23 protein-coding genes are annotated in these 24,834 nt (G+C 66.1%); 10 read left to right on the top strand and 13 right to left on the bottom strand.

The features are described 5' to 3' along the window. Positions 1–68 precede the first annotated feature (68 nt). From AC0MRV_RS09285 to AC0MRV_RS09250, 8 genes are all read left to right on the top strand, one after another. Positions 69–1,610 carry a proton-conducting transporter transmembrane domain-containing protein gene (locus AC0MRV_RS09285; protein WP_472764185.1) on the top strand — a complete coding sequence of 514 codons (1,542 nt, stop codon included), beginning with the start codon at positions 69–71 and terminating at the stop codon, positions 1,608–1,610. Positions 1,611–1,630: 20 nt separating this feature from the next. After that, positions 1,631–4,042, top strand: a complete 2,412-nt coding sequence (locus AC0MRV_RS09280; protein ID WP_472764184.1) for a YbcC family protein — start codon at positions 1,631–1,633, stop codon at positions 4,040–4,042. 150 nt (positions 4,043–4,192) lie between these two features. Beyond that, a complete protein-coding gene (locus AC0MRV_RS09275) occupies positions 4,193–5,173 on the top strand; it encodes an ABC transporter substrate-binding protein (RefSeq protein WP_472764183.1) in 981 nt (326 codons plus the stop codon). A gap of 21 nt (positions 5,174–5,194) precedes the next feature. After that, complete coding sequence (locus tag AC0MRV_RS09270; protein WP_472764182.1) at positions 5,195–6,700, top strand: sugar ABC transporter ATP-binding protein; 1,506 nt, start codon at positions 5,195–5,197, stop codon at positions 6,698–6,700. Next, complete coding sequence (locus AC0MRV_RS09265) at positions 6,697–7,692, top strand: ABC transporter permease (RefSeq protein WP_472764181.1); 996 nt, start codon at positions 6,697–6,699, stop codon at positions 7,690–7,692. Before AC0MRV_RS09270 ends, AC0MRV_RS09265 begins: the two co-directional genes overlap by 4 nt. Beyond that, positions 7,689–8,651, top strand: a complete 963-nt coding sequence (gene yjfF / locus AC0MRV_RS09260; protein ID WP_472764180.1) for a galactofuranose ABC transporter, permease protein YjfF — start codon at positions 7,689–7,691, stop codon at positions 8,649–8,651. Before AC0MRV_RS09265 ends, yjfF begins: the two co-directional genes overlap by 4 nt. 83 nt (positions 8,652–8,734) lie before the next feature. Beyond that, a complete protein-coding gene (gene idi, locus AC0MRV_RS09255) occupies positions 8,735–9,328 on the top strand; it encodes an isopentenyl-diphosphate Delta-isomerase (RefSeq protein WP_472764179.1) in 594 nt (197 codons plus the stop codon). Between the two features lie 31 nt (positions 9,329–9,359). Then, a complete protein-coding gene (locus AC0MRV_RS09250; protein WP_472764178.1) occupies positions 9,360–9,863 on the top strand; it encodes a hypothetical protein in 504 nt (167 codons plus the stop codon). A gap of 96 nt (positions 9,864–9,959) precedes the next feature. On the opposite strand, the gene AC0MRV_RS09245 is transcribed toward AC0MRV_RS09250, so the two are convergent. The 13 genes from AC0MRV_RS09245 to AC0MRV_RS09185 all read right to left on the bottom strand — a co-directional run bounded on the left by AC0MRV_RS09245 (position 9,960) and on the right by AC0MRV_RS09185 (position 22,933). Beyond that, positions 9,960–11,333, bottom strand: coding sequence for a sensor histidine kinase (locus AC0MRV_RS09245; protein WP_472764177.1), 1,374 nt, complete (start codon positions 11,331–11,333; stop codon positions 9,960–9,962). Further along, complete coding sequence (locus AC0MRV_RS09240; RefSeq protein WP_472764176.1) at positions 11,330–11,998, bottom strand: response regulator transcription factor; 669 nt, start codon at positions 11,996–11,998, stop codon at positions 11,330–11,332. Before AC0MRV_RS09240 ends, AC0MRV_RS09245 begins: the two co-directional genes overlap by 4 nt. After that, the gene (locus tag AC0MRV_RS09235; protein WP_472764175.1) at positions 11,995–13,545 is read right to left on the bottom strand and encodes a cbb3-type cytochrome c oxidase subunit II; all 1,551 of its coding nucleotides are present in this window, start codon (positions 13,543–13,545) and stop codon (positions 11,995–11,997) included. Before AC0MRV_RS09235 ends, AC0MRV_RS09240 begins: the two co-directional genes overlap by 4 nt. Then, positions 13,542–13,952 (bottom strand): hypothetical protein, encoded by a 411-nt coding sequence (locus tag AC0MRV_RS09230; RefSeq protein ID WP_472764174.1) that lies wholly within the window; start codon positions 13,950–13,952, stop codon positions 13,542–13,544. Before AC0MRV_RS09230 ends, AC0MRV_RS09235 begins: the two co-directional genes overlap by 4 nt. Further along, positions 13,949–15,190 (bottom strand): hypothetical protein, encoded by a 1,242-nt coding sequence (locus AC0MRV_RS09225; protein WP_472764173.1) that lies wholly within the window; start codon positions 15,188–15,190, stop codon positions 13,949–13,951. Before AC0MRV_RS09225 ends, AC0MRV_RS09230 begins: the two co-directional genes overlap by 4 nt. Before the next feature lie 25 nt (positions 15,191–15,215). Further along, entirely contained in the window at positions 15,216–15,896 is a 681-nt protein-coding gene (locus AC0MRV_RS09220; RefSeq protein ID WP_472764172.1) for an ABC transporter ATP-binding protein, read from the bottom strand. After that, positions 15,889–17,001, bottom strand: a complete 1,113-nt coding sequence (locus AC0MRV_RS09215) for an ABC transporter permease (RefSeq protein WP_472764171.1) — start codon at positions 16,999–17,001, stop codon at positions 15,889–15,891. Before AC0MRV_RS09215 ends, AC0MRV_RS09220 begins: the two co-directional genes overlap by 8 nt. An 11-nt stretch (positions 17,002–17,012) precedes the next feature. Beyond that, entirely contained in the window at positions 17,013–17,975 is a 963-nt protein-coding gene (locus tag AC0MRV_RS09210) for a polyprenyl synthetase family protein (protein WP_472764170.1), read from the bottom strand. 44 nt (positions 17,976–18,019) lie between these two features. Then, a complete protein-coding gene (locus AC0MRV_RS09205; protein ID WP_472764169.1) occupies positions 18,020–18,589 on the bottom strand; it encodes a YceI family protein in 570 nt (189 codons plus the stop codon). A 172-nt stretch (positions 18,590–18,761) separates the two neighbouring features. Then, positions 18,762–19,046 carry a hypothetical protein gene (locus tag AC0MRV_RS09200; RefSeq protein ID WP_472764168.1) on the bottom strand — a complete coding sequence of 95 codons (285 nt, stop codon included), beginning with the start codon at positions 19,044–19,046 and terminating at the stop codon, positions 18,762–18,764. A gap of 162 nt (positions 19,047–19,208) precedes the next feature. Further along, positions 19,209–19,937: a phosphatase PAP2 family protein gene (locus AC0MRV_RS09195; RefSeq protein WP_472764167.1), complete on the bottom strand. Its 729-nt coding sequence runs from the start codon at positions 19,935–19,937 to the stop codon at positions 19,209–19,211. Positions 19,938–19,942: 5 nt separating this feature from the next. Then, the gene (locus AC0MRV_RS09190) at positions 19,943–20,857 is read right to left on the bottom strand and encodes a hypothetical protein (protein ID WP_472764166.1); all 915 of its coding nucleotides are present in this window, start codon (positions 20,855–20,857) and stop codon (positions 19,943–19,945) included. 63 nt (positions 20,858–20,920) lie between these two features. Further along, complete coding sequence (locus AC0MRV_RS09185) at positions 20,921–22,933, bottom strand: LTA synthase family protein (protein WP_472764165.1); 2,013 nt, start codon at positions 22,931–22,933, stop codon at positions 20,921–20,923. A gap of 165 nt (positions 22,934–23,098) precedes the next feature. On the opposite strand from AC0MRV_RS09185, the gene holA reads away from it, so the two are divergent. Both holA and AC0MRV_RS09175 read left to right on the top strand, forming a co-directional pair. Next, positions 23,099–24,190 carry a DNA polymerase III subunit delta gene (gene holA / locus AC0MRV_RS09180; RefSeq protein WP_472764164.1) on the top strand — a complete coding sequence of 364 codons (1,092 nt, stop codon included), beginning with the start codon at positions 23,099–23,101 and terminating at the stop codon, positions 24,188–24,190. Positions 24,191–24,194: 4 nt separating this feature from the next. Continuing rightward, positions 24,195–24,833 carry a hypothetical protein gene (locus AC0MRV_RS09175; protein ID WP_472764163.1) on the top strand — a complete coding sequence of 213 codons (639 nt, stop codon included), beginning with the start codon at positions 24,195–24,197 and terminating at the stop codon, positions 24,831–24,833. Position 24,834: the final 1 nt, after the last annotated feature.

Genomic DNA, 24,834 nt, shown 5'->3' with positions numbered 1-24,834 from the left:
GAATATCTAACCTTTGGTTTTAGATGATGTAGTCGACTAAAACAACGTCGATCGTTATGGTGCCAGCGATGCACTCCGGTTTATCGCTCCTCCTGCTCGCCATTCCGCTCATGCCGCTGGCCGTCGGCCTGCTGCTCCTGCGCGCCACCGCCGGGCACGACCAAGCGATCGCCCGCATCGGTCAGATCGCCGGCCTGGCCGCAGGACTGGCGGCCTTGATCGCCTACCTGAGCATCGGACCGATCCAAGCCACCCTCTGGGCCCCGGCGGATCCCAGCTGGCAACACCTTGGGCTCCGGCTCGACCTGCTCAGCGCCACCATGGTCGCGCTCGTCGCCTTTCTCGGCGCGGTCGTGAGTCACTTTTCGCTGCCCTACCTTGCCGGTGACGCCCGCCGGCCGCGTTTCCTCGCGTGGATCCACTTCACCCTCGCCGCCGTGCTCACCCTGGTGCTCGCCGGCACGCTGGGCCTCATGTTGCTGGCTTGGGTCGCCAACAGCCTCGCGCTGCACCGCCTGCTGCTCCATTTTCCGCAACGCCCCGGCGCGGTGTTCTCGGCCCGCAAGAAATTTGTCGTGAGCCGTCTCGGCGACCTCTCGCTGCTCGCCGCGCTCATCGTGCTCTACCGCCACTACGGCACCACGGATCTCGCGGCCTTGTTCGCCCAAGCCGCCGGCGGCGACACCGCGCCTTTGCCGCTCGCGGCGTGGTTTCTGATTCTCTGCGCCGCCCTCAAATCGGCCCAGTTTCCCTTTCACAGCTGGTTGCCCGACACGATGGAGACGCCCACGCCGGTGTCCGCCCTCATGCACGCTGGCATCATCAACGGCGGTGGGTTCCTCATCCTGCGTCTGAGCCCGCTCATGGTGCACGCCCCGCAGGCGCTTCATGTCCTCGCGGTTGTCGGTGCGGTGACCGCCGGCTTCGGTGCGGTGGTCATGCTCACCCAACCGAGCGTGAAGCGCGCCCTCGCCTACTCCACCATCGCGCAGATGGGCTTCATGTTGCTGCAATGCGGCCTCGGCGCCTTCGGTCTCGCGCTCCTGCACATCGTCGCGCACTCGCTCTACAAGGCCCACGCCTTCCTGCGCGCCGGGTCGACCGTCGGAGCCGTGCCCCGCGCCGCCGTGCCGCTGCCCACCGGCGCCCTGCTCGGTGGCCTGCTCGGGGCGGCCCTGCTCACCGCCGGCGGGGCCACCGCCCTCCATCTGCTCGCGCCGACTGCGATCCATCCTCCGGCGCTCTTCACCCTCGTGGTGGGGCTGGCTCTCGCCTACGGCCTCACCCGCACCTGGTCTTCCGGGGGCGGCCTGGCCGCTGCCCTCGGCGGCGCCGCCGCCATGGTCGGCCTGGCCATCGCCAGCTTCGCCCTGCACGGCCTCGCCCAAGCCTTCTTCACCGGCTTCCCCGTCCACCAGCCCCCCACGGCGCTGGTCGTGAGCCTGGCGCTGGCCTTTGTCGGCCTGTTCCTCGTGCAAAGTCTGGTCTGGCGCGCGCCGCATTCGCCCTGGGGCCGACGCCTGCACGTCCACGTGCTCAACGGCTTCTACATCGGCACCCTCGCCAACCGCTGCCTCAACCGCCTCTGGCCGCGCTCCGCCCAATCCTGAACGACCGCCTCCTTCCCTTCATGTCCACGCTCCTCGCCACCTCCGCTTCCCCTTCCGACGTGTCTCCGGCCGAAGCCGCCGCGGCCGCCCGCACCGCCATGAGCCGGATCGCGCCACTCTGGCCGCTCAAGCATTTCGTCGCCGTCAACCCGTTTCTCGGCCTGACCGACCTCCCCTTCGCCGAAGCCTGCGACCTCCTGCAACGCAACGTCGGCGCCGCACCCGTGCAAAGCCCCGCGGACTATCGGGCCGCTTGGGAGCGGGGTGCGATCACCGCGTCCGACCTCGCCGCGGTCGCCGACACCGACTGGCCGGTCGAGCGCCTGTTGGCGGCGTTGAACGACTCAGACACCTCCCGCGAGAGTTTGTCGCCCGTCCTGAGTGTCGCCGAGGAACTCGACGCCGACCTGCCCCACGCGCATTGGGGCCGGTTTGTGGTCGACGAGATTTCCAAGTGGTGCGGCGTGTTCTTCGATGAGAACCAGACCACCTGGCAGGCCCGCGCCTCGACCACCGGCCTGTTCGCTTCCTGGCGGGCCGCAGCCGAAGTGGATGGCAATCCCGAAGCCTTCGGACTGAAGGGCTTCCGCGCCCGCATCCGCGCCTTGCCCGCCGATCCCGACGCCGTCATCGCGACCTGCCTCGCCCGCATCGCCCCACCCGGGGTCGCACCGGCCGACTTCCTCCACCGGCAATTGCTCACCATCAGCGGTTGGGCCGGCCACGCCCAATATCAAGTGCGCGAGGACGCCTTGCGTGGCCGGGAAAATCCGCTCCTGCGCGACCTGCTCGCCGTGCGGATCGCCTACGACGACGCCTTGCATGCGGTCTTCGGCGAGGATCCGAACTTCAAAACCAACTGGCAGCGCCCGCGTGCCGCGGCCGCCGACGCGCCCAACCTCGACGCCCTCGTCCGCTGGCAGGCCGCCTACGAACGCGGCTACCAGTGCCAGCTCGCCCGTGATCTCACCGCCGCGCCGGCCGGGTCGCCCGCCGTCTCCAGCCGGCCCGACTTCCAAGCGATCTTCTGCATCGACGTGCGCTCCGAAGTCCTGCGGCGCCACCTCGAGGCGGCCGCTCCGAGCGCCCAAACCATCGGTTTCGCCGGGTTTTTCGGCTTTCCCGTCGCCCACCGGGCCGGCATCGAGACCGGCACGACCCCGCGCTGCCCCGCCCTGCTGGTGCCGCCACTGGAGAGCGACGACAACATCCCGCCGGCCGCCGTGCCCGCCTCCCGCGCCAAACGCGCCGCCGCCGGCGCCTGGAAGGCCTTTCAAAATTCCGCCATCTCCTGCTTCTCCTTCGTCGAGGCGGTTGGCCTCGCCTTCGCTCCGGCCTTGGTCAAGGGCCAGGCCTCCTCGGGCCGCAGCTGCTCGCGGGTGAGTCCGCGCCTCAGCCCGGACCTGCCGCTCGCGCAACGCGTCGACCTCGCCGCCGGCGCCCTGCGCAACATGAGCCTCACGCGCAACTTTGCCCGCCTCGTGCTCGTCTGCGGCCACGGCAGCAGCAGCGCCAACAATCCCTACGCCTCGGGCCTCGACTGCGGCGCCTGCGGCGGCCACGCCGGCGACGTCAACGCCCGACTCGCCGCCGCCACGCTGAACGACCCCGCCGCGCGCGCGGGTCTGACCAAGCGCGGGATCAAGATCCCCGACGATACGTGGTTCGTCGCCGGGCTGCACCACACCACGACCGACGAAATCACGCTGTTCGACGAGGCCGACGTCCCCGCCTCCCACACCACAGACTTGCGGGACCTGCGCCGCGCACTGGAGACGGCCAGCGCCGCTTGCCGCACCGAACGTGCGCCGGGCCTTGGCATCCGCGACGCCGCCACCTCGCCCGACTCCACCTTGCTGGCCCAACTGCGCGAGCGTGCGACCGATCCCTCCCAAGTGCGCCCCGAGTGGGGACTCGCCAACAACGCCGCGATCGTCGCCGCGCCGCGGGATCGCACCACCGGACTGAATCTTGGCGGGCGCGTGTTCCTGCACGACTACCGCCCGGATGAAGATCCGGAGGATCAGGTCCTTGCCCTCATCCTTACCGCTCCGGTGGTCGTGGCCAGTTGGATCAACCTGCAATACTATGCCTCCCGCGTCGACCCGGTCCGCTACGGCGCCGGCGACAAGACCCTGCACAACATCGTCGGCGGCCTTGGCGCCCTCGAGGGCAACAGCGGTGATCTCCGCGTGGGCCTGCCCCTGCAATCGATCCACGACGGCGACCAATTCCGCCACGAACCGCGCCGACTCAGTGTGTTCATCGAGGCGGAACCCGATCGCATCGAGGCGGTCCTGCAACGCCATCCCGAGGTGGAGCGCCTGTTCCGCCACGGCTGGATCCATCTGTTCGCCCTGCAGGGCACCACCTCCTGGCAACGGAGCGGCACCAGCTGGCAGCCCGTGGACGGAGCGAAGCGCCGACGGTGATCACGAGAGTCGGAGGCGATCGATCTAACGGTCAACTCACGCCTCCACTTTCAAACTCAACCTGCGCATTTCTACTGTCGAATATCCTGTGCCCAGTGGGCCCACGCCTCTACGGTGCGGCCGACTGTCTCCCCTCAACCACCCCTCCACATGACCCTTCGCCCCCTTGCTTCCCTCGCCTTTTCCGCCGCGCTCCTGCTCGGCTTCACCGCCTGCAGCAAATCCGGCTCCGACTCCTCCGCCGCCGCCTCCGGTGAAAAGCAGCTCACGGTCGGCTTCGCCCAGACCGGCGCCGAGAGCGCTTGGCGCACCGCCAACACCAATTCCCTGCGCAACGAGGCCGAGAAGCGCGGCATCGACCTGAAGTTCGCCGATGGCCAGTCCAAGCAGGAAAACCAGATCCGCGCCGTGCGTTCCTTCATCGCCCAGGGCGTCGACGCCATCGTGCTCGCCCCGATCGTTGAGACCGGTTGGGACCCCGTGCTGCGCGAGGCCAAGCGCGCCAACATTCCGGTGGTCGTGATGGACCGCTCCGTCGCCACCTCCGATGAGTCGCTCTACGCCGCCTTCATCGGTTCCGACTTCTACGAGGAAGGCCGCATGGCCGCCGACTGGCTCGCCGCCAACGCCAACGGCCGCACCAAGATCGTCGAACTGCAGGGCGAGCCCGGTTCCGCCGCCGCCAACGAGCGCCGCAAGGCCTTCGCCGACGCCATCGCCAAGCACCCCGAGTTCACCATCATCGACTCCCAGACCGGCAACTTCCGCCGCGCCGAGGGCAAGACCGTCATGGAGGCCATGCTCAAGACCCACGGCGACGCGATCGAGATCGTTTACGCCCACAACGATGACATGGCCCTCGGCGCCATCCAGGCCATCGAGGAAGCCGGCAAGCAGCCCGGCAAGGACATCATGATCGTCTCCATCGACGCCATCAAAGAGGCCGTGCAGGCCGTGGCCGACGGTAAGATCAACTGCACTGTCGAGTGCAACCCGCTCTTCGGTCCCAAGATCTACGACACGATCGAGGCCATCCTGGCCGGCCAGGAAGTGCCGAAGAAGTCCTACAACAAGGACGAACTCTTCGACGCCACCAACGCCGCCGCTGCGTTGCCGACCCGCCAATACTAACCCCACTTTGCCTTCGCCCGCGTGAGCGACACACCTCTCCTCGCCCTCCGCGGCATCGGCAAACGGTTTCCCGGCGTCATCGCTCTCGATGGCGTCGACTTCACCGTGCGCCGCGGGGAGGTGCACGCGCTGCTCGGGGAAAACGGCGCCGGCAAGTCGACCCTCATCAAGGTCCTCACCGGCGTCCACCCGTCCGACGGCGGCTCCTTCGCCCTCGACGGCCAGCCCATTCACCCGCAGTCGCCCCGCGAAGCCGAGAACGCCGGCATCAGCACGGTCTACCAGGAGGTCAACCTGGTCCCGTCGCTGAGCGTCGCCGAAAACATCGCCCTTGGCCGCCAGCCCGGGAAGTTTGGCTTCATCAACTGGAAAGCCATGCGCGCCCGCGCCCGCGCCGCCCTCGCCCGTCTCGGCATCACCTGCGACGTCGACGCCGAACTCGGCTCGCTCTCGGTCGCGCTCCAGCAGATGGTCGCCATCGCCCGCGCCCTCGATATCGACGCCAAGGTCCTCATCCTCGATGAACCCACCGCCTCGCTCGACGAACACGAGGTCGAGGAACTCTTCCGCATCATGCGCCAGCTCCGCGACGAGGGCATGGGCATCGTGTTCGTCACCCACTTTCTCGATCAGGTTTACGCAGTCACCGATCGCATCACCGTCCTGCGCAACGGCACCTTGGTCGGCGAGTTCCTCACCGCCGAACTGCCGCGGCTAAAACTCGTCGGCCACATGCTCGGTCGCGAGGTGAAGGCGGAGGATCACGCGCCGACCACCGCCGCTGGCGAACGCCCGGCCGACCTGCTCACCGCCAACGGTCTCAAACGCACCGCCGCCCTCGGCCCCGTCACCATCGCGGCCGCGCCCGGCGAAGTCACCGGCCTCGCCGGCCTGCTCGGCTCCGGCCGCACCGAGACCGCCCGCGTGCTCTTCGGCGTCGACCCCGCCGAAGCCGGCGAAATCACCCTCGGCGGCGCGCCGCTCGCCAAACTCGACCCGCGCAAGGCCGTGCGCGAGGGCATCGGCTTCTGCTCCGAGGACCGCAAGACCGAGGGCATCCTGCCCAACCTCACTGTCCGCGAGAACCTCATCCTCGCCCTGCAAGCCCGCCGCGGCGCCGCCAAGCCGCTCTCCCGCGCCGAACAGGAGGAGCTCTGCGACCGTTTCATCAAGGCCCTGCGCATCAAGACCGCCGACGCCGAGGTGCCGATCGGCACGCTCTCCGGCGGCAACCAGCAGAAGGTGTTGCTCGCCCGCTGGCTCGCGACACAGCCGCGCCTGCTCATCCTCGACGAACCCACCCGCGGCATCGACATCGGCGCCAAACAGGAAATCGAGAACCTCATCGCCAAGCTCCGCGCCGAGGGCCTCGCCGTCATTTTTATCTCCTCCGAAATCGAGGAAGTGGTGCGCAACTGCCACCGCGTCTTCGTGCTGCGGGAGCGCGAGACGGTCGCCGAGTTCCGCGGCGATGACATCACCTTGCCCAATCTGCTCCACCACATGGCCGGAGGGTCGTCGTCATGAACAAACGTTCCCCCGTCTGGTGGCCCGCCATCGGCCTCGTGCTGCTCATCGTGGTCAACGCGATCTTCGACCCGGGCTTCCTGCAGATTTCCACCGTCGACGGCCACCTCTACGGCACCCCGGTGGACATCTTCAACCAAGGCTCGCGCGTCATGCTGCTCGCGCTGGGCATGACCCTGGTCATCGCCACGGGCGGCGTTGACCTCTCCGTCGGCTCCGTCGTCGCGGTCAGCGCCTCGGTCTGCGCGCAGTTGCTGGTGCGCGACGTGCCGGTGCCGCTCGTCGTGCTCGCCGCGCTCGGCACGGGGCTCGTCGCCGGCGGACTCAACGCCATCCTCGTGGCCCGCCTCGGCATCCAGCCCATCGTCGCCACCCTCATCCTGATGGTCGCCGGTCGCGGCGTGGCCCAGCTCATCACCGGCGGCAACGTCATCCTCTTCGACAGCCCCGGCTTTGAGTTTCTCGCCAAAGGTCACCTCCTCGGCCTGCCCTTCGCGGCGCTGCTCGTGCTGGCGCTCTTTGGCCTCACCCATCTTGCCCTGCGCAAAACCGCCGCCGGCCTCTTCCTTGAAGCCGTGGGCGACAACGCCACTGCCAGCCACTTCGCCGGTGTCGCCGCTGCCCGCACCAAGGCCCTGGCCTACATCGCCTGCGGGGCCTGCGCCGGACTGACCGGTGCGCTCGCCGCCTCGCACATCGCCGCCGCCGATGCCTACCAGGCCGGCATCAACATGGAACTCGACGCCATCTTCGCCGTCGTCATCGGCGGCACCGCGCTCACCGGCGGCCGCTTCTACCTGCTCGGCTCCCTCATCGGCGCGCTCTTCCTGCAGACGCTCACGCTCAGCATGTTCTACTTCGGCGTGCCCCCCGCGGTCGCGCCCGTGCCCAAGGCCATCCTCATCATCGTGGTCTCGTTGCTGCAGGTGCCCGCCCTGCGCCGCCGCTTCATGCAGCTCTTCAAGGGCCGCAAACCGGAGGTGACCGCATGAAGAACACCTTCCAACGCAACCTGCCGGTCTTCGTGACCGCCGCCGTGCTGCTGGCGCTCTATCTGACCGCCGGCTTCCGCTACGACGGGTTCTTCAGCGGCCGGGTGGTGGCTAATCTTTTTGCCGACAACGCCTTCCTCGGCATCTGCGCGCTGGGCATGACGCTCGTCATCTTCACCGGCGGCATCGACCTCTCGGTCGGTTCGGTGATCGGTTTCACCTCCATCCTCACCGCCACCCTCATCAGCGGCCACGGTTGGTCACCGATCCCGGCGTGGGCCGTTGCGGTGCTGGCCGGCACGACCCTCGGCCTGCTGATGGGCGGACTCATCGAGCGCTGCGAGTTGCCGCCGTTTCTTGTGACGCTGGCCGGCATGTTCTTCGCCCGTGGCCTCGGTTTCGCCATCAGCGAGGAATCGGTGCCGATCGAACACGAGTTGTATCGCCGCCTGAGCGACATCTACGTGCCGCTCGGATTCATGGACCTGCCTTTCGGCGGCCTGCTCTTCATCATCGCGGTCATCGTGGTCTACGTGGTCGCACACCACACGCGCTTCGGCCGCAACCTGCTCGCCATCGGCAGCAACGAAAACTCCGCCCGCCTCATGGGCCTGCCGGTCGGCGCCACCAAGATCGCCGCCTACGCCGTGAACGGTGCCCTCGCCGCCACCGCCGGCATCGTGGTGACCCTCTACACCGGCTCCGGCAACCCCGCGACAGGCATTGGCCTGGAGCTCGACGCCATCGCCGTCGTGGTCATCGGCGGCACCCTGCTGGCCGGCGGCCGAGGGCATATTTTCGGCACCTTGCTGGGCGTGCTCATCTTCAGCGTGATTCAGGCCGCGATCCTCTTCGACGGCCGGCTCGATTCATCGTGGATGCGCATCGTGGTGGGTCTCTTGCTCCTGATCTTCATCCTCCTGCAGCGCCTGTTGTTGGCGAAGCGTCAAGCGGGTTGAACGGTCGGGGCGGCCCCGCTGCGTGAACAAAAATTCATGCAGCGTTCACTTCAGGTTCACGGCGTCGACCTAAGGTCCCCCGCGTGAACCCACTCGAAGAACGCGTCGTCCTCGTCGACGACCATGGCCAACCCATCGGCACGGAGCTCAAAGCCACCGTGCACCACGCGCATACTCCGCTGCACCTGGCGTTCTCGATCTTCCTCTTCGATGGGCAGGGTCGCGCGCTTTTTCAGCAACGCGCCCTGCACAAACCAACCTGGCCCGGCGTCTGGTCCAACGCCTGTTGCGGTCACCCCTTGCCCGGTGAATCGCTCCTCGCCGCCGCCCGCCGCCGGCTGGCTTACGAAATGGGCGTCACCGCGCCCATCGAGCTCTCGCTCGCGCTGCCGCATTTCCGCTATCGCGCGCGCTGGGCCGATCTGTGGGAAAACGAAATCTGCCCGGTCTTCGTCGGCTACTACGATGGTCCCGTCACGCCGCATCCGGCCGAGGTCGCCGCCGTGCGTTGGGTCGATTGGGCGGGGTTCGCCGAAGCCTGCATCGCGCCGATCGACGCCACTGACACCGGTGAATTCGCGACCTTCTCACCATGGTCGCGCTGGGAAGCCGCCGCCCTGATCGCCGATCAATCGCCCCGATTTGCAGAACTGACCCGAACGGCTCAGCTTGCCTGAAGTCTTCCCCAACCTCAGTCCGTTAACCGCCATGTTGATGCCTCACGTTGCCCGCAACCTTGTCACCCTCGTTCTGTTGCCCCTTTTCGCGGCCGCCCTCGGCGCCGCCGACGCCCCCGCCGACACTTACGAAGTGGGCGACAAGTTCGTCCCTTTCAGCACCAAGGATCAGCATGAGAAGGACGCGCGCGTCTCGCCGGCGCTTGGCACCAAGCACCTCGTGGTGAGCTTCACCATGGGCACGGGCAAGGATGCCAACCGCTACTTTGAAAAGAAGGGCGCCACTTGGCTCGAAGAGAAGAACGCCGTCTTCCTCGCCAACATCTACGGCATGCCCGGCATCGGTCGCATGTTCGCCATGCCCAAGATGAAGAAGTATCCGCACCGCATCCTGCTCGGCGACGACGAGCACCTGCTCGACCGTTACCCGGAGCAAAAGGGCAAGTTGACCGTCTTTGATTTCAACGACGACGGCACCATTGCCGCCATCCGCTTCATCGACGCGGACAAGGAGCTGGATCAGCTCTTCCCCTGATCCGGATGAAACAGTCCGGGCTCAACGAGCCCGGCTACAATTCAGACGGCGCTGTGACCGGGGTCGTTGACCCCGGTGAGTTGAACGCTTGCTCGATCACCCCGCCGGCAACCGCACGACCACCCGCAGGCCGCTGCGGTCACGGCGGTTTTCCGCGCGGATCGTTCCACCGTGGAGCTCCACGATGCTCTTGCAGATCGCGAGTCCGAGACCATGGCCCAGCTTGCGCTGCCCAAAGGGATCCTTCGTCGCTGGTTCATAACGCACAAACCGATCGAACACACGGGTCAGTTGCTCTTCGGGCAATCCCGGCCCCTCGTCGGCCAACTCAATCTCGCACCCCCCGTCCCCACTCCGCACCTGCAGAGTGATCGCGCCCCGCCGCGGGCTGAACTTGAGCGCATTGCTGAACAGGTTGAACAGCAACTGCCGCAGTAGGCTCGGCACCCCACGAATCGCGCACGCGCCCTTCGCCTCCATTGCAAAGTTCACCCCGGCATCCTCGGCGAGCACCTGCGCGTCCTCCAGCCACTCATTGAGCCAATCGGGCAGCGCGAGCCGCTCGTATTCGAGCTTCAGCACGCCACTCTCGGCCTTGGAGAGGAAGAGCAGGTGCTCGATGATTTGGTGCAGGCGCTCGATCTCTTCGAGCACGTCGTTGAGCGCCGCCTCGCCATCCGCATCGCCATCGACCCGCTCGCGTAGCTTTTCGGCGTTCAACTTGATCAGGGAAAGCGGCGTCTTGAGCTCATGGGACGCATCGGCGGTGAACCGCCGCACCTGGTCGAAGGCCGCTTCGATCCGCGCGAAGGTTTCGTTCAGCAGCCGGGACAAATCCGCCAGTTCATCGCTGCCAGCCGGCACCGGAATACGCTCGCTCAAGTTGTCGCCTCCGATGCGCCGCGCCGTGCGTTCGATGGAGCGGATCGGCGCCAGCGTGAGCCGGGTGAAGCCCCAGCCCAGCGCCATCGAAACCGCCGCGCCGCCCAGCACCAGCAGGCCCGCCACGCGCAGGTAGTCGCGCAGCAATCGTTTGTTCGGCTCGAGCCGACTCGCGATCTGGAGAACCCACGGCCCTTCCGTCGCGCCCGTCACATGCACCGGCCCGATGCCCGGCAAGGTGTAGGTCCAGTGGGGACCGCGCTGCGACCAGTCCGGCAGCACGGTTTCCGCCAGGTTTTCCGACCGAAACCGCACCATGCCATCACGGTCGCGCACCTGGATAAAAAACAACTCGGCGTCACTGTCGGCGTCGTGCTCGATGCGCTCCCTAATCTCCGCCGTCGACATTTCGGCATTGTTGCCCAGCAGCTCGCCCAGCTCCTCCGCCTCCACCTCGTGCAGCAGCTCCAACCCCCGGACCACCTGCCGATCCAACAACCACCCGCCCACCGCCAGCGCCACCGCCAGGATGCCCGTCACCAGGGCGGCGAACCAAAGCGTCGTGCGAAAGGTGAAGGAGCGTATCATAACATTTGATACCCCGAACCGCGCACGGTCTTGAACCGCGGCGCCGTGCCCTCCGGCTCCAACTTTCGCCGCAGTCGCCGCACGTAGACGTCGATCAGATTGGTCTCCATGTCGTAGGACGCTTCCCACACCTTCTCCGCGATCAGGGTGCGCGTCAGCACCCGGCCCGCGTTCTGCATGAACAATTCCAGCAGCGCGAACTCACGATTGGTCAGTTCCACCTCCACCCCGTCCACGCTGACCGTGCGGCCCAGCAGGTCCAGGTGCACCCCTTTGCGTTCCAGCGCCGTAACCCGTGGCGCGTTGCCGTGCCGCCGCAACAGCGAACGCACCCGCGCCACCAATTCGTCCACGCTGAAGGGCTTCGGTAGGTAATCGTCGGCCCCAAAATTGAGTCCCGCGATGCGATCAGTCACCGCGTCGCGCGCGCTGAGGATGAGTACCGGTTCGTTGAACCCGGTCGCCCGCCATTCGCGCAACAAGCCCAACCCGTCGCCATCCGGCAAACCCAGGTCCAGCACGATCGCGTCATAGGGCGATTCCGCCAACGCATCCCGCGCCGCCGCCAGCGTGCCCACCAGTTTGGTCGTGTAGCTTTGTTCACTCAGCGCCTGGGCCACGAACTGCCCCACCTTGCGCTCATCTTCTACGACCAGAATCTTCATCGCATGTCTTCGGTTCCGAGGCTCAACAGATACCGCACCAGAGCAGGACCCCGTTCGTCGCCTGCCGCAAACAAATGCGCGTAACTCGGCATGCGCGAACCCGGCCGCACCGCCCGCGGATTCTGCAAATGTAGCGTGTGCCACTCCGCACTCGGCAGCCGCCGCCCGATCAACATCAGGTCCGGTCCCTGCCGGCGGTTGCCAAACAACGGCGGCGTGCCCGGCTCAATCCGCAGGCCTTCAACCTGCTCGCGCTCGGCCGCGACCGTCGGCCGCAGATACTGCGAATGGCAGTGGATGCACCCCTCCGCGATATACACCTCACGGCCAAGCCGCACCTGGGGGTCGGACTTTTCGCCCGTCATCTCCCCCGCCTGCAAATCGCTCCCCGCCATCCCCACCATCACCAGGCCCAGCGCCACCACCCGCAGCGCCTGCCAGCGCCAGCCCAGCATCACCAAAATCACCAAGCCCGCCACTGCGAGGAACGCCCCCGGCACGTGCGCCAGGTCCTGCGCCATGCCGATGCCCAGCGCCGAGCCCACCCAACCGGCCACGCCATACACCGCCGCCGCCTGCCAGGCACGGCCGCTGCGCGCCGGGTAATACACCAGCAGCACCGAATACAGCGACACCCCGGCGGTGTAGAGCCACGCCGCGCCGGCCTCACCCGCCCCGCCCAGCAGCAGACAACCCGCCGCCAGCAACCCAAACGCCCCCACCGCCGGCAGCACCCGCCCGCCGCGGTCCAGCCACCAGCCGGCCACGAGGGCCAGACCGAGGTGCACGAACGCATTGCCCCACAGGTGCGCCGCGCCCGTCCACGTCTGTTCCTTCAAACCCGCTTCGTGCTGGATCACATAAAACGCCGCCGAATCCAGCCACACCAACATGAGCAGCACCGCCACCCAGCGCAGCAAACCGGTCGGCGCGTATTCACGCTCCGGTGACACCGACGGTTCCGATGGCATCAGAAACGGCGACAACACCGACGCCGTCGCCGCGATCACGGCCGCCAGAATCGTCTGCAAACGCGGCGAGGCTTCAAAAATCCACGGCACGTTGCACAGCGCGTAGGCCACGCCGGTGCCGACGCCGATCACCCAGCCCAGGCGCCGCGTGCCGATCACCGGCCGCAGACTCGTCGCGAGATTCACGGTCAACGCCCCGAGCGCCCCGCCGCTCACCATTGCCGCGATCAGCAGCAGTGGCCAGCTGTTGCTCCCCACCGCCAGCGCCGCCCCGACCGCACAGCCGCGAAACGACCAGCTCAACCGCGCCTGCAACGAGATCACCTTGAAGCGCCAGGCCGCCCAGATGCTGCCGACCAAACCGCCCAGTCCGAGCGCGAACATCAACCCGCGCAGGCGCCAACTTTCCGCACCAATCACCGGCTGCGCCAGTTCGAGCAACGCGAACTCCGCGTAGATCAGGAAATAGAAATACGTCGCCGCGATCGCGCCGCCCGCCGCGATCAAAGCTGAACGCTCCGGGGTGAATTCCGTCTCGCCCGAGGCCGGACCCGACACCTGCGTCGCGTCAATCACGACCGCGCCTCCCAATCGCCGCGCAGCAGCCACGTCTGCAGCGCCACCAGGGCGTAGTCGGCCACCGTCACGCTCAGCCACATCGGCGCCAGTGCGCTCGTGGCCACCGCCACCAAACAAAAACTGCCTGCGCCCACTCGGAACGGAATCGTGAAGCGCAGCACTTCGCGCAGCCGCTCGGTCCGCCCGCTCAGCAGGGCCAGCAGATACGACAAGCCCACCGCCCCGACGAACACGCCGACGAAGCGCGCATACAACAGCGCGGCACCTTCCGGCACGGGCACCAGCATGAGCGACAGCGTGAGGCTCGGTAAAAACACCATGCCCAGGCCGGTGCCAAAGTCCATGGCCCCCGCCAACAAGGCGAGCAATCGGGCGCGTTTGAGCGTCGGGTTCGGCGACATCATCGTCGGGTTTCTCCCAGCAATTGCAGCGAGGCAAGGGTCATCGCCACCCCCGCGCCAAGGCGCACGCCGTAACCGGCGTCCACCCACCACGCGTCGCCAAAGAAAAACGCCGCCGCGTGGTCGCGCTCAAACCAGCCCATCACCAGCAACACCGCCACCATCACCGCCGCGCCGGCCTGCCAAAGGCCCAGTCCGCGGCGCACCGGCCGCGCGGGATCCAACTGATTCAAAATCATGCCATTCACGCTCGTCACCAGGCCCGCCATCGCCAGATGCGCATGCGCCACCAGCCCGTTGGTGAATTTCAGGCGCTCCGACACCTCCGGCAAAAACGTGATCCAACCACTCACCACCAGGAGCGCCCACCAAACCAGCGCCGCTTTGAGCCAGGGTCGGGCCGCCTCACACCAATCCTGCCGCCACCACCACCAGCCGAGCATGGGCACCCAGGCCAGCAACACCCCCAGACCTAGAATCTGCTCCAGGTCGTGATGACTGGAATCGCCGCGTTCGATCGCCAGCCAACAGGCCACCGACCCGCCAAACGCCACCCAAAACCAACGTTCCTGCGCACCGCGACTGGGCACGCCCAGCATGCGCGGCAGGAAGCCAAAAATGCCCACAATCCCCAGCGTCGAACCGAGCAACGCAGCGCCGGTCGCGCCACCACTGTCGCGATTGACCGCCGGGTAGACGTCGCGACCCGCCACCCACCACATGAGTGGAGGCACCATCACCAGCCCAAGCAACACCGCCGCCTTCGCCCAGCGCTGCCACCCGGCCTCGCGTTTCCAACCCCACCACACGTGCGCCGCCAACACCGTCCACAGCACCAGCATCGCCCCGCTCAGCAGCGGTCGCGCCCAGCCGTGCCAGTCGAGGAACAGTTTGCCACTCGTCACGCCCCCCAACCACGACACACCACCGAGCAACAAGGCCAGGCTCCACCCGCCGAGGGCGATCCATGCATGCCTCGCCGCATGCGGATGATCCGGCACCAGCATCCAGCGCAACAACAAGCCCACCAAGGGCAGCGCGCACCAGCCGTAAAGTTGCCAGTTCATGTGCAGCGGCATCCAGCGCCCGTAACTCAACGGCGCGATCACCTCGCCCCAACTCGGCCACAACAACAAGGCCGCCAGCCACAGGCCCACGAGGTTCGCCGCCACCAACCAACCCAGCGCATGCACGCGCACGGCTTTTGCGACCTCCCCAGTGGGATTTGGGATTTCAGCCATCGGGATTTCGGCGCGAACGCGCCGCCTAGATTTCACTCAGCTGACCATTGCGCACGCGCACGATGCGGTGGCACTGCTCGGCAAACCGACGCTCATGCGTCGCCAGCACGATCGCGATCTTTTCGCGCTCGGCCAAAGCTTTCAGCAGGCCGAACACCGTCTCGCCCGTCTGCTCGTCGAGCGATCCCGTCGGTTCGTCGGCCAACAGCAATCGCGGCGCGTTCAAAAGCGCCCGACAGATCGCGGTGCGCTGACGCTCGCCGCCCGACAGATCCTGCACGCGGTGCGTGAGCCGATGCCCGATACCGACCTCATCCGCCAAGGTCCGCACGCGCTCCGCCGTCTCTTTCGCCGGGCGGCCGATCGCCAGCGCCGGCACGCGGATGTTCTCCTCCACCGTCAGGTCCGGAATCAGGTTGTGCAGTTGAAACACGTAACCGAGGTGCCGCCGCCGCAGTTCGAGGCGGTCGTCTTCGCGGCGCGGATCCAGTCCGCAGACCTTCAGCTCGCCCGAGTCCGGCAGATCGAGGCCTCCGAGCAGGTGCAGCAAGGTGCTCTTGCCCGAGCCCGACGCGCCCCACAACGACACGAGCTCGCCCGCGCGCACATCGAGATTCACGCCGCGCAACACCGTGATGCGGCCCTTGTCGTAGGACTTCACCACCTCATGCGCCGACGCGATGATTTCGCCGCGAGGTTCACTCATAACGCAGGGCCTCCGCCGGTTGAATCCGCGACGCAAAGCGCGCCGGATAAATCGCCCCCGCCACCGCCGTGAAAATCGCCGTCGCCACGATGCCGCCGAGCACCGGCGCCGAGATCGTCGCCTGCACGTAACCCTGGAACTGCGGCGTCGCCTCCATGATCGCCAGCACCGTGAACCCGATCGCAAACCCGATCGCCACGCCCGCCACCGCGATCATCGACGCCTCGCCGAAGATGAGCACCGCGACCTGCTTGTCGGAGAACCCACACACCCGCAGCACGGCGATCTCGCGGATGCGCGAGAAGACCGAGAGCAACATCGTGTTGGCCACGCCGAGGCCACCCAGACAGAAGGCGCAGATGCCCACCGCCCAAGCCGTGAAATTGAGAATCTTGAAGCTGTTGTAACTCTGACTGAACTCGCGGTTTTCCAGCGCGATGATGCCGGGGTGCTCGCGCTCGAGCCCGGCCTTGAAGGCGTCGCCTTCGTCCTTGTCGCGCAGCTTCACCGCCACGACGGACGACGCGCTGCCGCGATGAAAAAATTCCTGGGCGGTCGAAAGCGGCATGAACACGCCTCCGTCCTCAAAGCCGTTCTCGTTGCGGAAAATCCCGCCCACTCGGAAGGTGCCGCGACCAACCTCGATCTCGTCGCCCGCCTGCGCCTCCATGAATTCCGCCGCGCGCGCACCGAGGAAGACTTCGTCGTCCGCCTGGCCAAAGTCCGCCGCCCGGCCCGCGAGCCATTCGCCCTTCGCCAGCCGCGGATCGGTGCCCTCGATGCCGAAACAGGTGATGACCGGATGACCCGGCGCCGACACGATGCCGAAAAGCATCGGGTGGGCTTCATCGACCTCGGGCCGGGCGCGAATCGCCTCCACCTGCTCGGTGGTCACCGAGCTGAAGAACAAGTCGGACACGTTTTTTTCAAAGACGAGGTAGTGGCTGTCCGACGACAGGATGCGTTGGAACATGCCGATCGCGCCGGTCACGATCGCGAGAATCGTGAGCATCGCCGCGACGCCAAAACTGATGCCGGCCACCCCGATGAGGGCGCGCAGGCGATGGCGCAGCAAGTTGGTGAGAACGAGCGAAAGGAAACGCATGGGCGAAGCGCTCAGACCGCGACGGCCTGGGGAGCCATCGTCGGAACCGACACCGCCGCATGACGGGCCACCCGGCTGGCGTTCGCCACGAAATATTCGCGGTGAAACGTTAAAAGATAGCGCCAGGCCGGACGTTGCTCGACCAAGGCCTCCAGCGATCGACCGGCCTGCTCCATCAAGCGACCGACCCGACGCACTGTGGCCGGCACGCCCAGCACATGCGCCAGGTTGGGTCGGGTGAGCGCCCCGTCCCGGCCGGCCGTTTTGCCGAGCGCATCCGTCGCCCCGGCTGCGCCCGCATCGCCCAAGTCATCGAGGGCCTGAAAAGCCAAACCCCAATACAGGCACAAGGCCTTAAGGTGGCGGCCCTCCGTCGCGTCGGGTTGTGCCAGCAGGGCGGGAAAATAAATCGCCAGCCAGAACAACGCGCCGGTTTTGCCGGCGGCAATGCGGCTGATCTCGCGGGCGGAGCGATCGCTCTCGGCGAAGGCCAAATCTCGGGCTTGCCCCCCCACCAATCCCGGCACGCCCAGGCAGGCGTCGAGACAGCCCATCGCGGCGAGGCGCACCTGCGCCGGTTGCCCGGCTAAGGCGAATCCGGCGAGGGCGTAGGCGCGATTGATGAGCGCGAGCGAGGCGAGGATCGTCGGCGCCTCGCCGTGCACGCGGTGCGCGCAGGGCAGCCCGCGACGCGTCTCGGCGTCGTCCATGCAGGGCAGATCGTCGAGCAGCAGCGAGGCGAGATGGTAATACTCAACCGCGCAGGCCAGTTGGAGTGCCAGGTCCTCGTCGAGCCCATGGGTAAGGGCGGCGGCGTGGACCAAGCGGGCGCGGATGAGTTTACCGGGATTGCCCACCGCTTGTTCGAGCACTGCGGCAAGCCGGGGTTCGGTCATCGCTCCGGCAGGCGAATGTTCGCGCATGGCGGCAACGATGGGATCGGCGGAAGGAAGGGAGAGAACGGGGGCAACCATGGTTCGGCTCAGGTTGGATTCAGGGAACAGCAGCGGGGCGACCGTCAGGCTCCGACCGCGGGCAGTTTGCCCTGCAAATGGAAGCGCACGGTGACCAACGGATTCACCTTGAGGGCGAGAAATTTGCGGATGATCGACAGACCGTATTCCTCGGTGTTGATCGCGGCTTCGCCGTCGATGGCCATGGTCGGCCCCTCGGTGGCGATCTGCACGGGAAACGTGAGCGTGCGGGTCACGCCGTGGAAGGTGAACTTGCCCACCGCCAGGTAGGAGCCACCGGTCTCGGCCGTGAGTTGGGTGAGCTCGAAGCGGCAATCCGGATACTTCTCCGTCTCCTGCCAGTCGTGCATGTGATGATCGCGTTTGTCCTCGCCGGTCTTCACGTCGGTGAACGCAAAGGCGACGGTGGCGGACTTCACTTTCGACGTCGCGTCTTCGACCTGGATCGTCGCATTGTAGTCGGCGAGGTGGCCCACGAACGAGCCCATGGTGGCTTTTACATCCACCTCGATGCGGGACTGCTCGTGATCGACGACCAGCGAGCGTTCCGCCGCCAAAACGACCGACGAACTCACCGCCAAGAGCCCCAGCGCCAGGAAAAGGGTTGATTTCATTGGGCGGAGCATAGGCCGGGCGAATGAATCCACGGTGAACCACCCGTGAACTTTTGTTCATTTTTGAGCCCGGCCCCGGGGCGAATATTCCGCGCCCGAAGAACAGAAACCCCGCCGGGCCGAGGCCACAGCGGGGTCATGCAACTGAAACCAACGGCGAAAGCCGGTTTAATCAGCTTTGCGAGCGGATGCTGCCATCCCGGCGCACCCGCAGGTCGATCGACTTGCCGGCGCGGGTGGTGACCGTGCCCACGTAAAAGTAACCGACCGGGGTGATGCGCTCGACGCGTCCCCCCGCCGCCACCTTGCGAAAGGTGGCGCGCACTTCATTGGGCAAACCGTTGAACTTGGGGTTCGGAGGGGTGACGGCGGCCGAGTTTTGAGCCGAAGCGGTGGAGGCCGCGGCGAGGAGCACAATCGCGGCCAGCGCGACGGTGCGGATACGGAACAGGTTCATCGAAAGACCTCCACGAAGGAGGCAAGAACGACCATCAGGTGTTTGGGAAGGCTGTGCGACGGATCGTGAGCGGCGTCTTGGCCTGATCTCGGCTCGGTGGGGAATATGCTTCAACCCGTGGCCTGCTTCAGCTTCGACCCGATGACAGGCGCGCCGCCGGAATCAAGCACGGCGCGATTCCGCCTTTGTAACCTCGTAAAACCCAAACAGGCGCTGGATGAGCAAAAACGCGATCCAGGCGAACAGCATCGTGACCAGCGTATGGCTCAGATAGTGCGCCCCCTTGAGCATCTGATACCCGCCCATCCACCAACCGGCGCCGAGGCCGAGGCCGATCCCCCACCGCTGGACGCGGCGACTGCCCCCGACGAGTCCGGCCAGCGCGAAAAGCGCAAACCCACCGCTCGCATGGCCGGCCGGGTAACACCGTCCGCACCGCTCCGGCTGGAGCTCGGCGGGATGCGGTTCCCATGCCTTGATGTAGGCCACATCGCCACCGTATCGAGTTATCTCATACGGACAGAAAACATTGGTCGTGGCCTTGAGCTGCCCGATCACGATCGGCACGAGCGCGAGCGCGAGCATCACCGCACCAAGGCGCTTGCGTTCGAGTCCCCACCGTTCGCGCCAACGTGTCCGCCCCAGCAACAGGGTCAGCAGCGTGACCGCCAGCAGGATGATGAGGTATTTGGGACCGTTGTAGAAAAAGGCCCGCGGCACCGGCGCCCGTTGGTCCACCCACCACTTCCCGGTGGCGAATTCGAAGAAATGATCCTGCACCCACAGGTCGAGCTCGGTGACCTCGAAGAGCACGATGACCCCGACCAGGGCCGCGAGCGCGGGCCAGAAAGAGCGGTGCAGATTCCAAGGCGTTGGTTGAGGAGCGGCCATTGCCCTCAATCCCCACCGCGCCTGAGCAACTTCTTCAAGTTGAAGTTGGCGCGGAACTTCACAGACACGCCGACCTCCCAGCCATCCGGCCCCCAGGTCACGGGGGTCGCCACGCCCACCCGCCACTGCCCGCGTGAGTTGAAGGTCCACCGATCCGGCACGAGAAAAATGAACCCCGGCCGCACCGTGATGCGGTTCAGGTTATCGTCCCCCAGCAGTGAGGTTGTCGCGTAGTTGGCCTCAAGGGTGAACGCGTGTTGGTCCTGCGGCCACACGAAGCCGGCCGTGAAGGTGTTGGCGTTGGAGTCGAACTCGTTCTTCTCCAAGCGACCCGCCACCGCGGTCGAGCCCAGCAGGTCCAGACCGGTGCCCCAAAACAGCCGCACGCTGTGCCACTCCGGCAGGTTACGGGCAAAGGTGATGTAGGGCTTGGTGTGCTCAAACCCATCGGTCAGCTCAATCGGCGGGTGATCCAACGGGTGGGTGTAGTCGAGTCCGACCGCCATCTCCCACTCCGGCAACAGGCTCCAATCGGAACGGAATTTGGTGCCCAACTGCATCGCGCTCAAGCCCGCCTCGGTGAAGGGAGCCACACGGCCAAGTCCGTGTGCCACGTAGCCTTCCAACGCGGCCGAAATCTCCCAGTGATCCGTCAGGCCGTAGCGCACGCCGACCGGCGCGCGCAGGTAAGCCTTGCGGTGCAGATCGCCAAAATGCGGATGCACGATCAGCCGCAGGAAATTCTTTCTCTCGGTGCGCGGGAGCTCGCTGTTGAAGACCCCTTTGATCTGCACCTCTTCATCCGCGACCGGCTCCGCCGTGGCTTCCGCCCACAGCCCCCCTTCCCCCCAAGCCATCGCCACCACGCCCTGGAGCAACAGTCGGCGCACCCGCCAAGGGAATGCATCAAATCGTTTCATCGCGGGTTGGTTTGGCGGATCTGTTTCCGAAGCGGGGCGGCGCCGGCAGCGGGGCCAATCGGCTCAGGGATTGGTGGCCACACCGGGGACCGGCCGGGCCTCGGCCAGCGCCGAGTAGCGCTGCTGCTCGGCGGGGGTGAGCGCCTCGTAACCACCATTCTGATACAACCAGGCGGCGGTTTGATAGTAGGCGATCACTTCGTCGGGCTCTGGCGAGGGCGCTTCCCGGCGCTGCTGGGCAAAGGTGCCCGGGGTCACGGTGTAGCTGGTGCGACCCGCCAGCGGCGAAAGAATGTCCAGTCGGTTTTCCTCCAGGAGCCCAAGCTTCTGGTAGTTGCCCACCAGGGCGCGGCGGTCGCCACCGGCCTTGCGCACATCCCATCCGTAGAAACGCGAGGCGTAGCTCCAGTTGAGCAGACCAAGCAACGTCGGCGCGTAGTCGACCTGACTCATCAGGTCGTCGATGCGACCCGATTCGATCTGACCGCCCGGCGCATACATGAGCATCGGGATGTGGTAGTTTTTCACCGGCAGCTCCGCGCGACCGGCCACCGACGCGCAGTGGTCAGCCACCACCACAAACACGGTGTTTTTGAACCACGGCTTGGTCGACGCCGCGCGAATGAATTCCCCGATCGCATGGTCGGTGTATTTCACCGCCCCGGCGCGACCCGAAACCTTGGACGGTAGGTCGATCAGCCCTTCCGGATAGGAGTAGGGCCGGTGATTCGAGGTGGTCATCACAAAGTAGTGGAAAGGCTGGCCGGCCGCAAAGGCGGCATCGGCCTCCCGCATGGTCCAGCGGTAGAGGTCGCCGTCGCAGGCGCCCCAGGCGTTGGCGAAGGTAACGTCCTCCTCGCCGACCGTGCCTCGATCGACGATGCGGTAACCGTTGCCGCCAAAGAAGGCGTTCATGTTGTCGAAATAACCGTAGCCGCCGTAGATGAAGGCCGTGTCGTAACCGCGGCTGTTGAAGACTGAACCGAGGGTAAAGAGGTTGTCGTTGCGCGGACGTTTGATGAGCGAACGGCCAGGCGTCGGCGGCAGACTGAGGGACAGCGCTTCCATGCCGCGCGTGGTGCGCGTGCCGGTGGCATACAGGTTGGTGAATAACAGGCTCTTTTCCGCCAAGGCGTCCAGTTCCGGCGTGAGGGAGGACGCGGCATTGAAGACGCCGAGGAAGTCCGCGCTTAAACTCTCCACCGTAATCTGGATCACGTTGAGGTGCTGCTCCTCACCCGGATTTTCCACCCAGCGCAACAGGTCGCGCGGGTTGTCGGTCAGAAAGGTGCTGCCGTCGAACGCGACCTCCTGGCGCATCTCGGCGAAGGCCTCGTCGAGCGGCAGGGTCGCGTAAAAATCCTCGTAGGCGAGTTCGTTGTTCCAGAACGCATTGAAGAGCGACCACTCGCCGTTCTTGGCCAGCTCGCGGTTGTAGGTGTTGTTGAACTGCGGCAGGTGGTCCTGATCGAGGCCCCACGTCACCAGCGCCATCACCAGCAGCCATACGCCCGCCTCGCTGTAGCGGCGCCCCCAGCGCCCATTGGCGTGGTCGAGCCACGCATCCACGATACCGGTGCGGAGGAACCCGGCGTAGATCGCCACCGTGGCAATCAGCAGGCCTGCGAAGATCGCCGGCATCGGGTAGGACTCCTGGATGTTGGCCAGCACCTCAGTCGTGTAGACGAGGTAATCGACCGCGATAAAGTTGAAGCGCACGCTGAACTCGTCCCAGAACACCCATTCCGCAACCGCACCAAACAACACCAACGCCAGCGCGACCATCAGCCCGAGGTGCGCGAGCGCCCGCGCCCAGCGTCGCTCAAAGAAACCCGCCGGCAACAGCGTCAGCACCAGCCAGATCGGCGAACTCCACAACAACGCGGCCGCGAGGTCGAAAACCAGCCCGCTGGCCAACGCGCCGAGCAGCGACAGGTTCCAATCGACCGCCCACATCGAGCGCAACAGCAGCGCGATACGCGTGCAGGTGGCGACCCCGACAAAGAGGACGATGAACACCACGAGGCCGCCGAGGCGGCGTTGGAGAAGACGACTGAACCAGTTCGGCAGTTTCATAAGCTGACAGCCCTGAGGTTACCGGCGTAACATGACCGAAACATGAATGAAATGTGAATACATTGTAATGTAGCGGCATGAGGTCGCCGCGCCCCGTCCGCCGGTTCGAAAGCGTATTCCGTTCTGGTCAAGTTTCGACCTGCGCCGCTACAACCCCACTTCCCCGTGCCTGACGCCAAACCCTTCATCTTCGTCTGCGGACCCGACGACTTCCTCGTCGGTCGCCTGGGCCGTGAGCGCTACGACGAGCTCGCCAAGGAGATCGATGACGAGTTCTCCCGCGAAACCATCAGTGGCTTCGCCAACAACGTCGCCGACGTCGAGGCCGCCATCAACCGCTTCCGCGAGGCGCTCCAAACCATCTCCATGTTCGGCGGCCGCCGGCTCGTCTGGCTGAAGGATGTCAATTTCCTCGCCGACTCCGTCACCGGCCGCGCCGAGAGCACGCTCAAACAGGTCGAGGAACTGCAGCGCCTGCTTGAGGCCAACGACCCCGCCAACGTCGCCGTGCTCATCACCGCCGCGCCCGTCGACCGCCGCCGCGCCTTCCCCAAGTGGTGCGAAAAGAACGGCGACTTCACCCTCATCGGCGGCGACGGCGACGCCTCCGCCCTCGCTGGCGTGATCATGGCCGAGGCCCAGCAGCTCGGCGCGACCTTCGAACCAGGCGCTATCGAGCTCATGCTCACCAAAGTCGGCGCCAACACCCGCCTGCTCATCGAAGAGACCCGTAAGCTCTCCACCGCCGTCGACGACGGCATGGCCATCACCGAGGACCTCGTCGCCGAGCTCACGCCCAACGTCGCCGAGGGCGACTTCTTCGAAGCCGCCGAGGCCTTCTTCAGCGGCGACATCAAGTGGACCCTTGCCGCGCTGCACCGTCACTTCTTTCAAGGCGGCGACGCCCGCCCCATCATCAGCGCCCTGCAAAACCGCAACCGCATCCTCCTGCAGGTGCGCGCCCTGGTCGACGCCGGCGACGCCCGCCTCGGCGGCCGCGGTCTTGACGGTCTGAAGAGCGCCGAATCGACCTACGGTCACCACTTCATCGGCGTGTCAGGGAAAAGCGGATACAACCTCTTCACTCAGAACGCCTGGTATGTCGGCAAACTCGCCAGCAGTGGCAAACTGCCCTCCACCCGCCGTCTGATCGACAACCAGCAGGAGTTCATCACCGCCTTTGAGACGATCATCCGCCGCCCCAACGAACAGGAGGACGTCCTCCGCGAGATGGCCGTCCGCTGCCTCGCGGCCTAGTGCCATGCCCCTTGTCCGCGTCCTCACCGCAGCGATTCTGGCCCTGCTCGTCACCGTCGCCCGGGCCGAGCCGACAGACTCCCCCGTGGACTGGGTTGCGCTGCGGGCGGAGCTGCTGGACCGCGTGACGCGCGGCGAGGAAAAGTCCGACGACTTCAGTCGCTTTCTTGAAGCCTGGTATCGGCAACTCGGGCAGCCCATCGTCATTAACCATCCACGCGAAAACGGCGCCTACTTCATGCCGCTCGTGCTGGCTTCCGCACCCGCGGACCAGTTTCCCGTCATTCAGCAGCAGTTCGCAGCCGACGATCTCCCCAATCGGCACCAGGTATTCCAACGCGCCGTAGTGCGCTTCTCGGCCGACGTGTCCCCGTTGCCCTTCAGTCGCGAAGCTTGGACCCAATCGTCGGCTCGGGGTCGCGATCGCTACCGCTTGCTCAAATCGTTCCTGCAGGAGCACCCGCCTATCGGGCTTTCCGCCGCGAAGATCCGCGAGCACTTGGGTCCGCCCCTGTTCGATTCGGGCTCACAACTCTCCTACGACCTTGGCGAAGGTCCGCAGATGTTGGGCATCGATCCAATGACCGTCATTTTCGTGCTGGAGGCGGATCACGTCGTGTCCTTCCATTTCCAGTCGGGTTAAC

Source organism: Actomonas spartinae (assembly GCF_051209155.1).
Classification (GTDB): Bacteria; Verrucomicrobiota; Verrucomicrobiia; order Opitutales; family Opitutaceae; genus Actomonas.
The sequence above is the reverse complement of the archived record's forward strand: the minus strand, read 5'-3'. Positions and strand labels throughout refer to the sequence as shown.

Coding starts and splice junctions, on each gene's coding strand:
- AC0MRV_RS09185 (WP_472764165.1), bottom strand. CDS start 22,933: ATGAAACTGCCGAACTGGTTCAGTCGTCTTCTCCAACGCCGCCTCGGC.
- AC0MRV_RS09245 (WP_472764177.1), bottom strand. CDS start 11,333: ATGATACGCTCCTTCACCTTTCGCACGACGCTTTGGTTCGCCGCCCTG.
- AC0MRV_RS09210 (WP_472764170.1), bottom strand. CDS start 17,975: ATGGTTGCCCCCGTTCTCTCCCTTCCTTCCGCCGATCCCATCGTTGCC.
- AC0MRV_RS09215 (WP_472764171.1), bottom strand. CDS start 17,001: ATGCGTTTCCTTTCGCTCGTTCTCACCAACTTGCTGCGCCATCGCCTG.
- AC0MRV_RS09195 (WP_472764167.1), bottom strand. CDS start 19,937: ATGGCCGCTCCTCAACCAACGCCTTGGAATCTGCACCGCTCTTTCTGG.
- AC0MRV_RS09225 (WP_472764173.1), bottom strand. CDS start 15,190: ATGGCTGAAATCCCAAATCCCACTGGGGAGGTCGCAAAAGCCGTGCGC.
- AC0MRV_RS09175 (WP_472764163.1), top strand. CDS start 24,195: ATGCCCCTTGTCCGCGTCCTCACCGCAGCGATTCTGGCCCTGCTCGTC.
- AC0MRV_RS09275 (WP_472764183.1), top strand. CDS start 4,193: ATGACCCTTCGCCCCCTTGCTTCCCTCGCCTTTTCCGCCGCGCTCCTG.
- AC0MRV_RS09200 (WP_472764168.1), bottom strand. CDS start 19,046: ATGAACCTGTTCCGTATCCGCACCGTCGCGCTGGCCGCGATTGTGCTC.
- yjfF (WP_472764180.1), top strand. CDS start 7,689: ATGAAGAACACCTTCCAACGCAACCTGCCGGTCTTCGTGACCGCCGCC.
- AC0MRV_RS09205 (WP_472764169.1), bottom strand. CDS start 18,589: ATGAAATCAACCCTTTTCCTGGCGCTGGGGCTCTTGGCGGTGAGTTCG.
- AC0MRV_RS09250 (WP_472764178.1), top strand. CDS start 9,360: ATGTTGATGCCTCACGTTGCCCGCAACCTTGTCACCCTCGTTCTGTTG.
- AC0MRV_RS09220 (WP_472764172.1), bottom strand. CDS start 15,896: ATGAGTGAACCTCGCGGCGAAATCATCGCGTCGGCGCATGAGGTGGTG.
- AC0MRV_RS09285 (WP_472764185.1), top strand. CDS start 69: ATGCACTCCGGTTTATCGCTCCTCCTGCTCGCCATTCCGCTCATGCCG.
- AC0MRV_RS09240 (WP_472764176.1), bottom strand. CDS start 11,998: ATGAAGATTCTGGTCGTAGAAGATGAGCGCAAGGTGGGGCAGTTCGTG.
- AC0MRV_RS09230 (WP_472764174.1), bottom strand. CDS start 13,952: ATGATGTCGCCGAACCCGACGCTCAAACGCGCCCGATTGCTCGCCTTG.
- AC0MRV_RS09190 (WP_472764166.1), bottom strand. CDS start 20,857: ATGAAACGATTTGATGCATTCCCTTGGCGGGTGCGCCGACTGTTGCTC.
- AC0MRV_RS09280 (WP_472764184.1), top strand. CDS start 1,631: ATGTCCACGCTCCTCGCCACCTCCGCTTCCCCTTCCGACGTGTCTCCG.
- AC0MRV_RS09265 (WP_472764181.1), top strand. CDS start 6,697: ATGAACAAACGTTCCCCCGTCTGGTGGCCCGCCATCGGCCTCGTGCTG.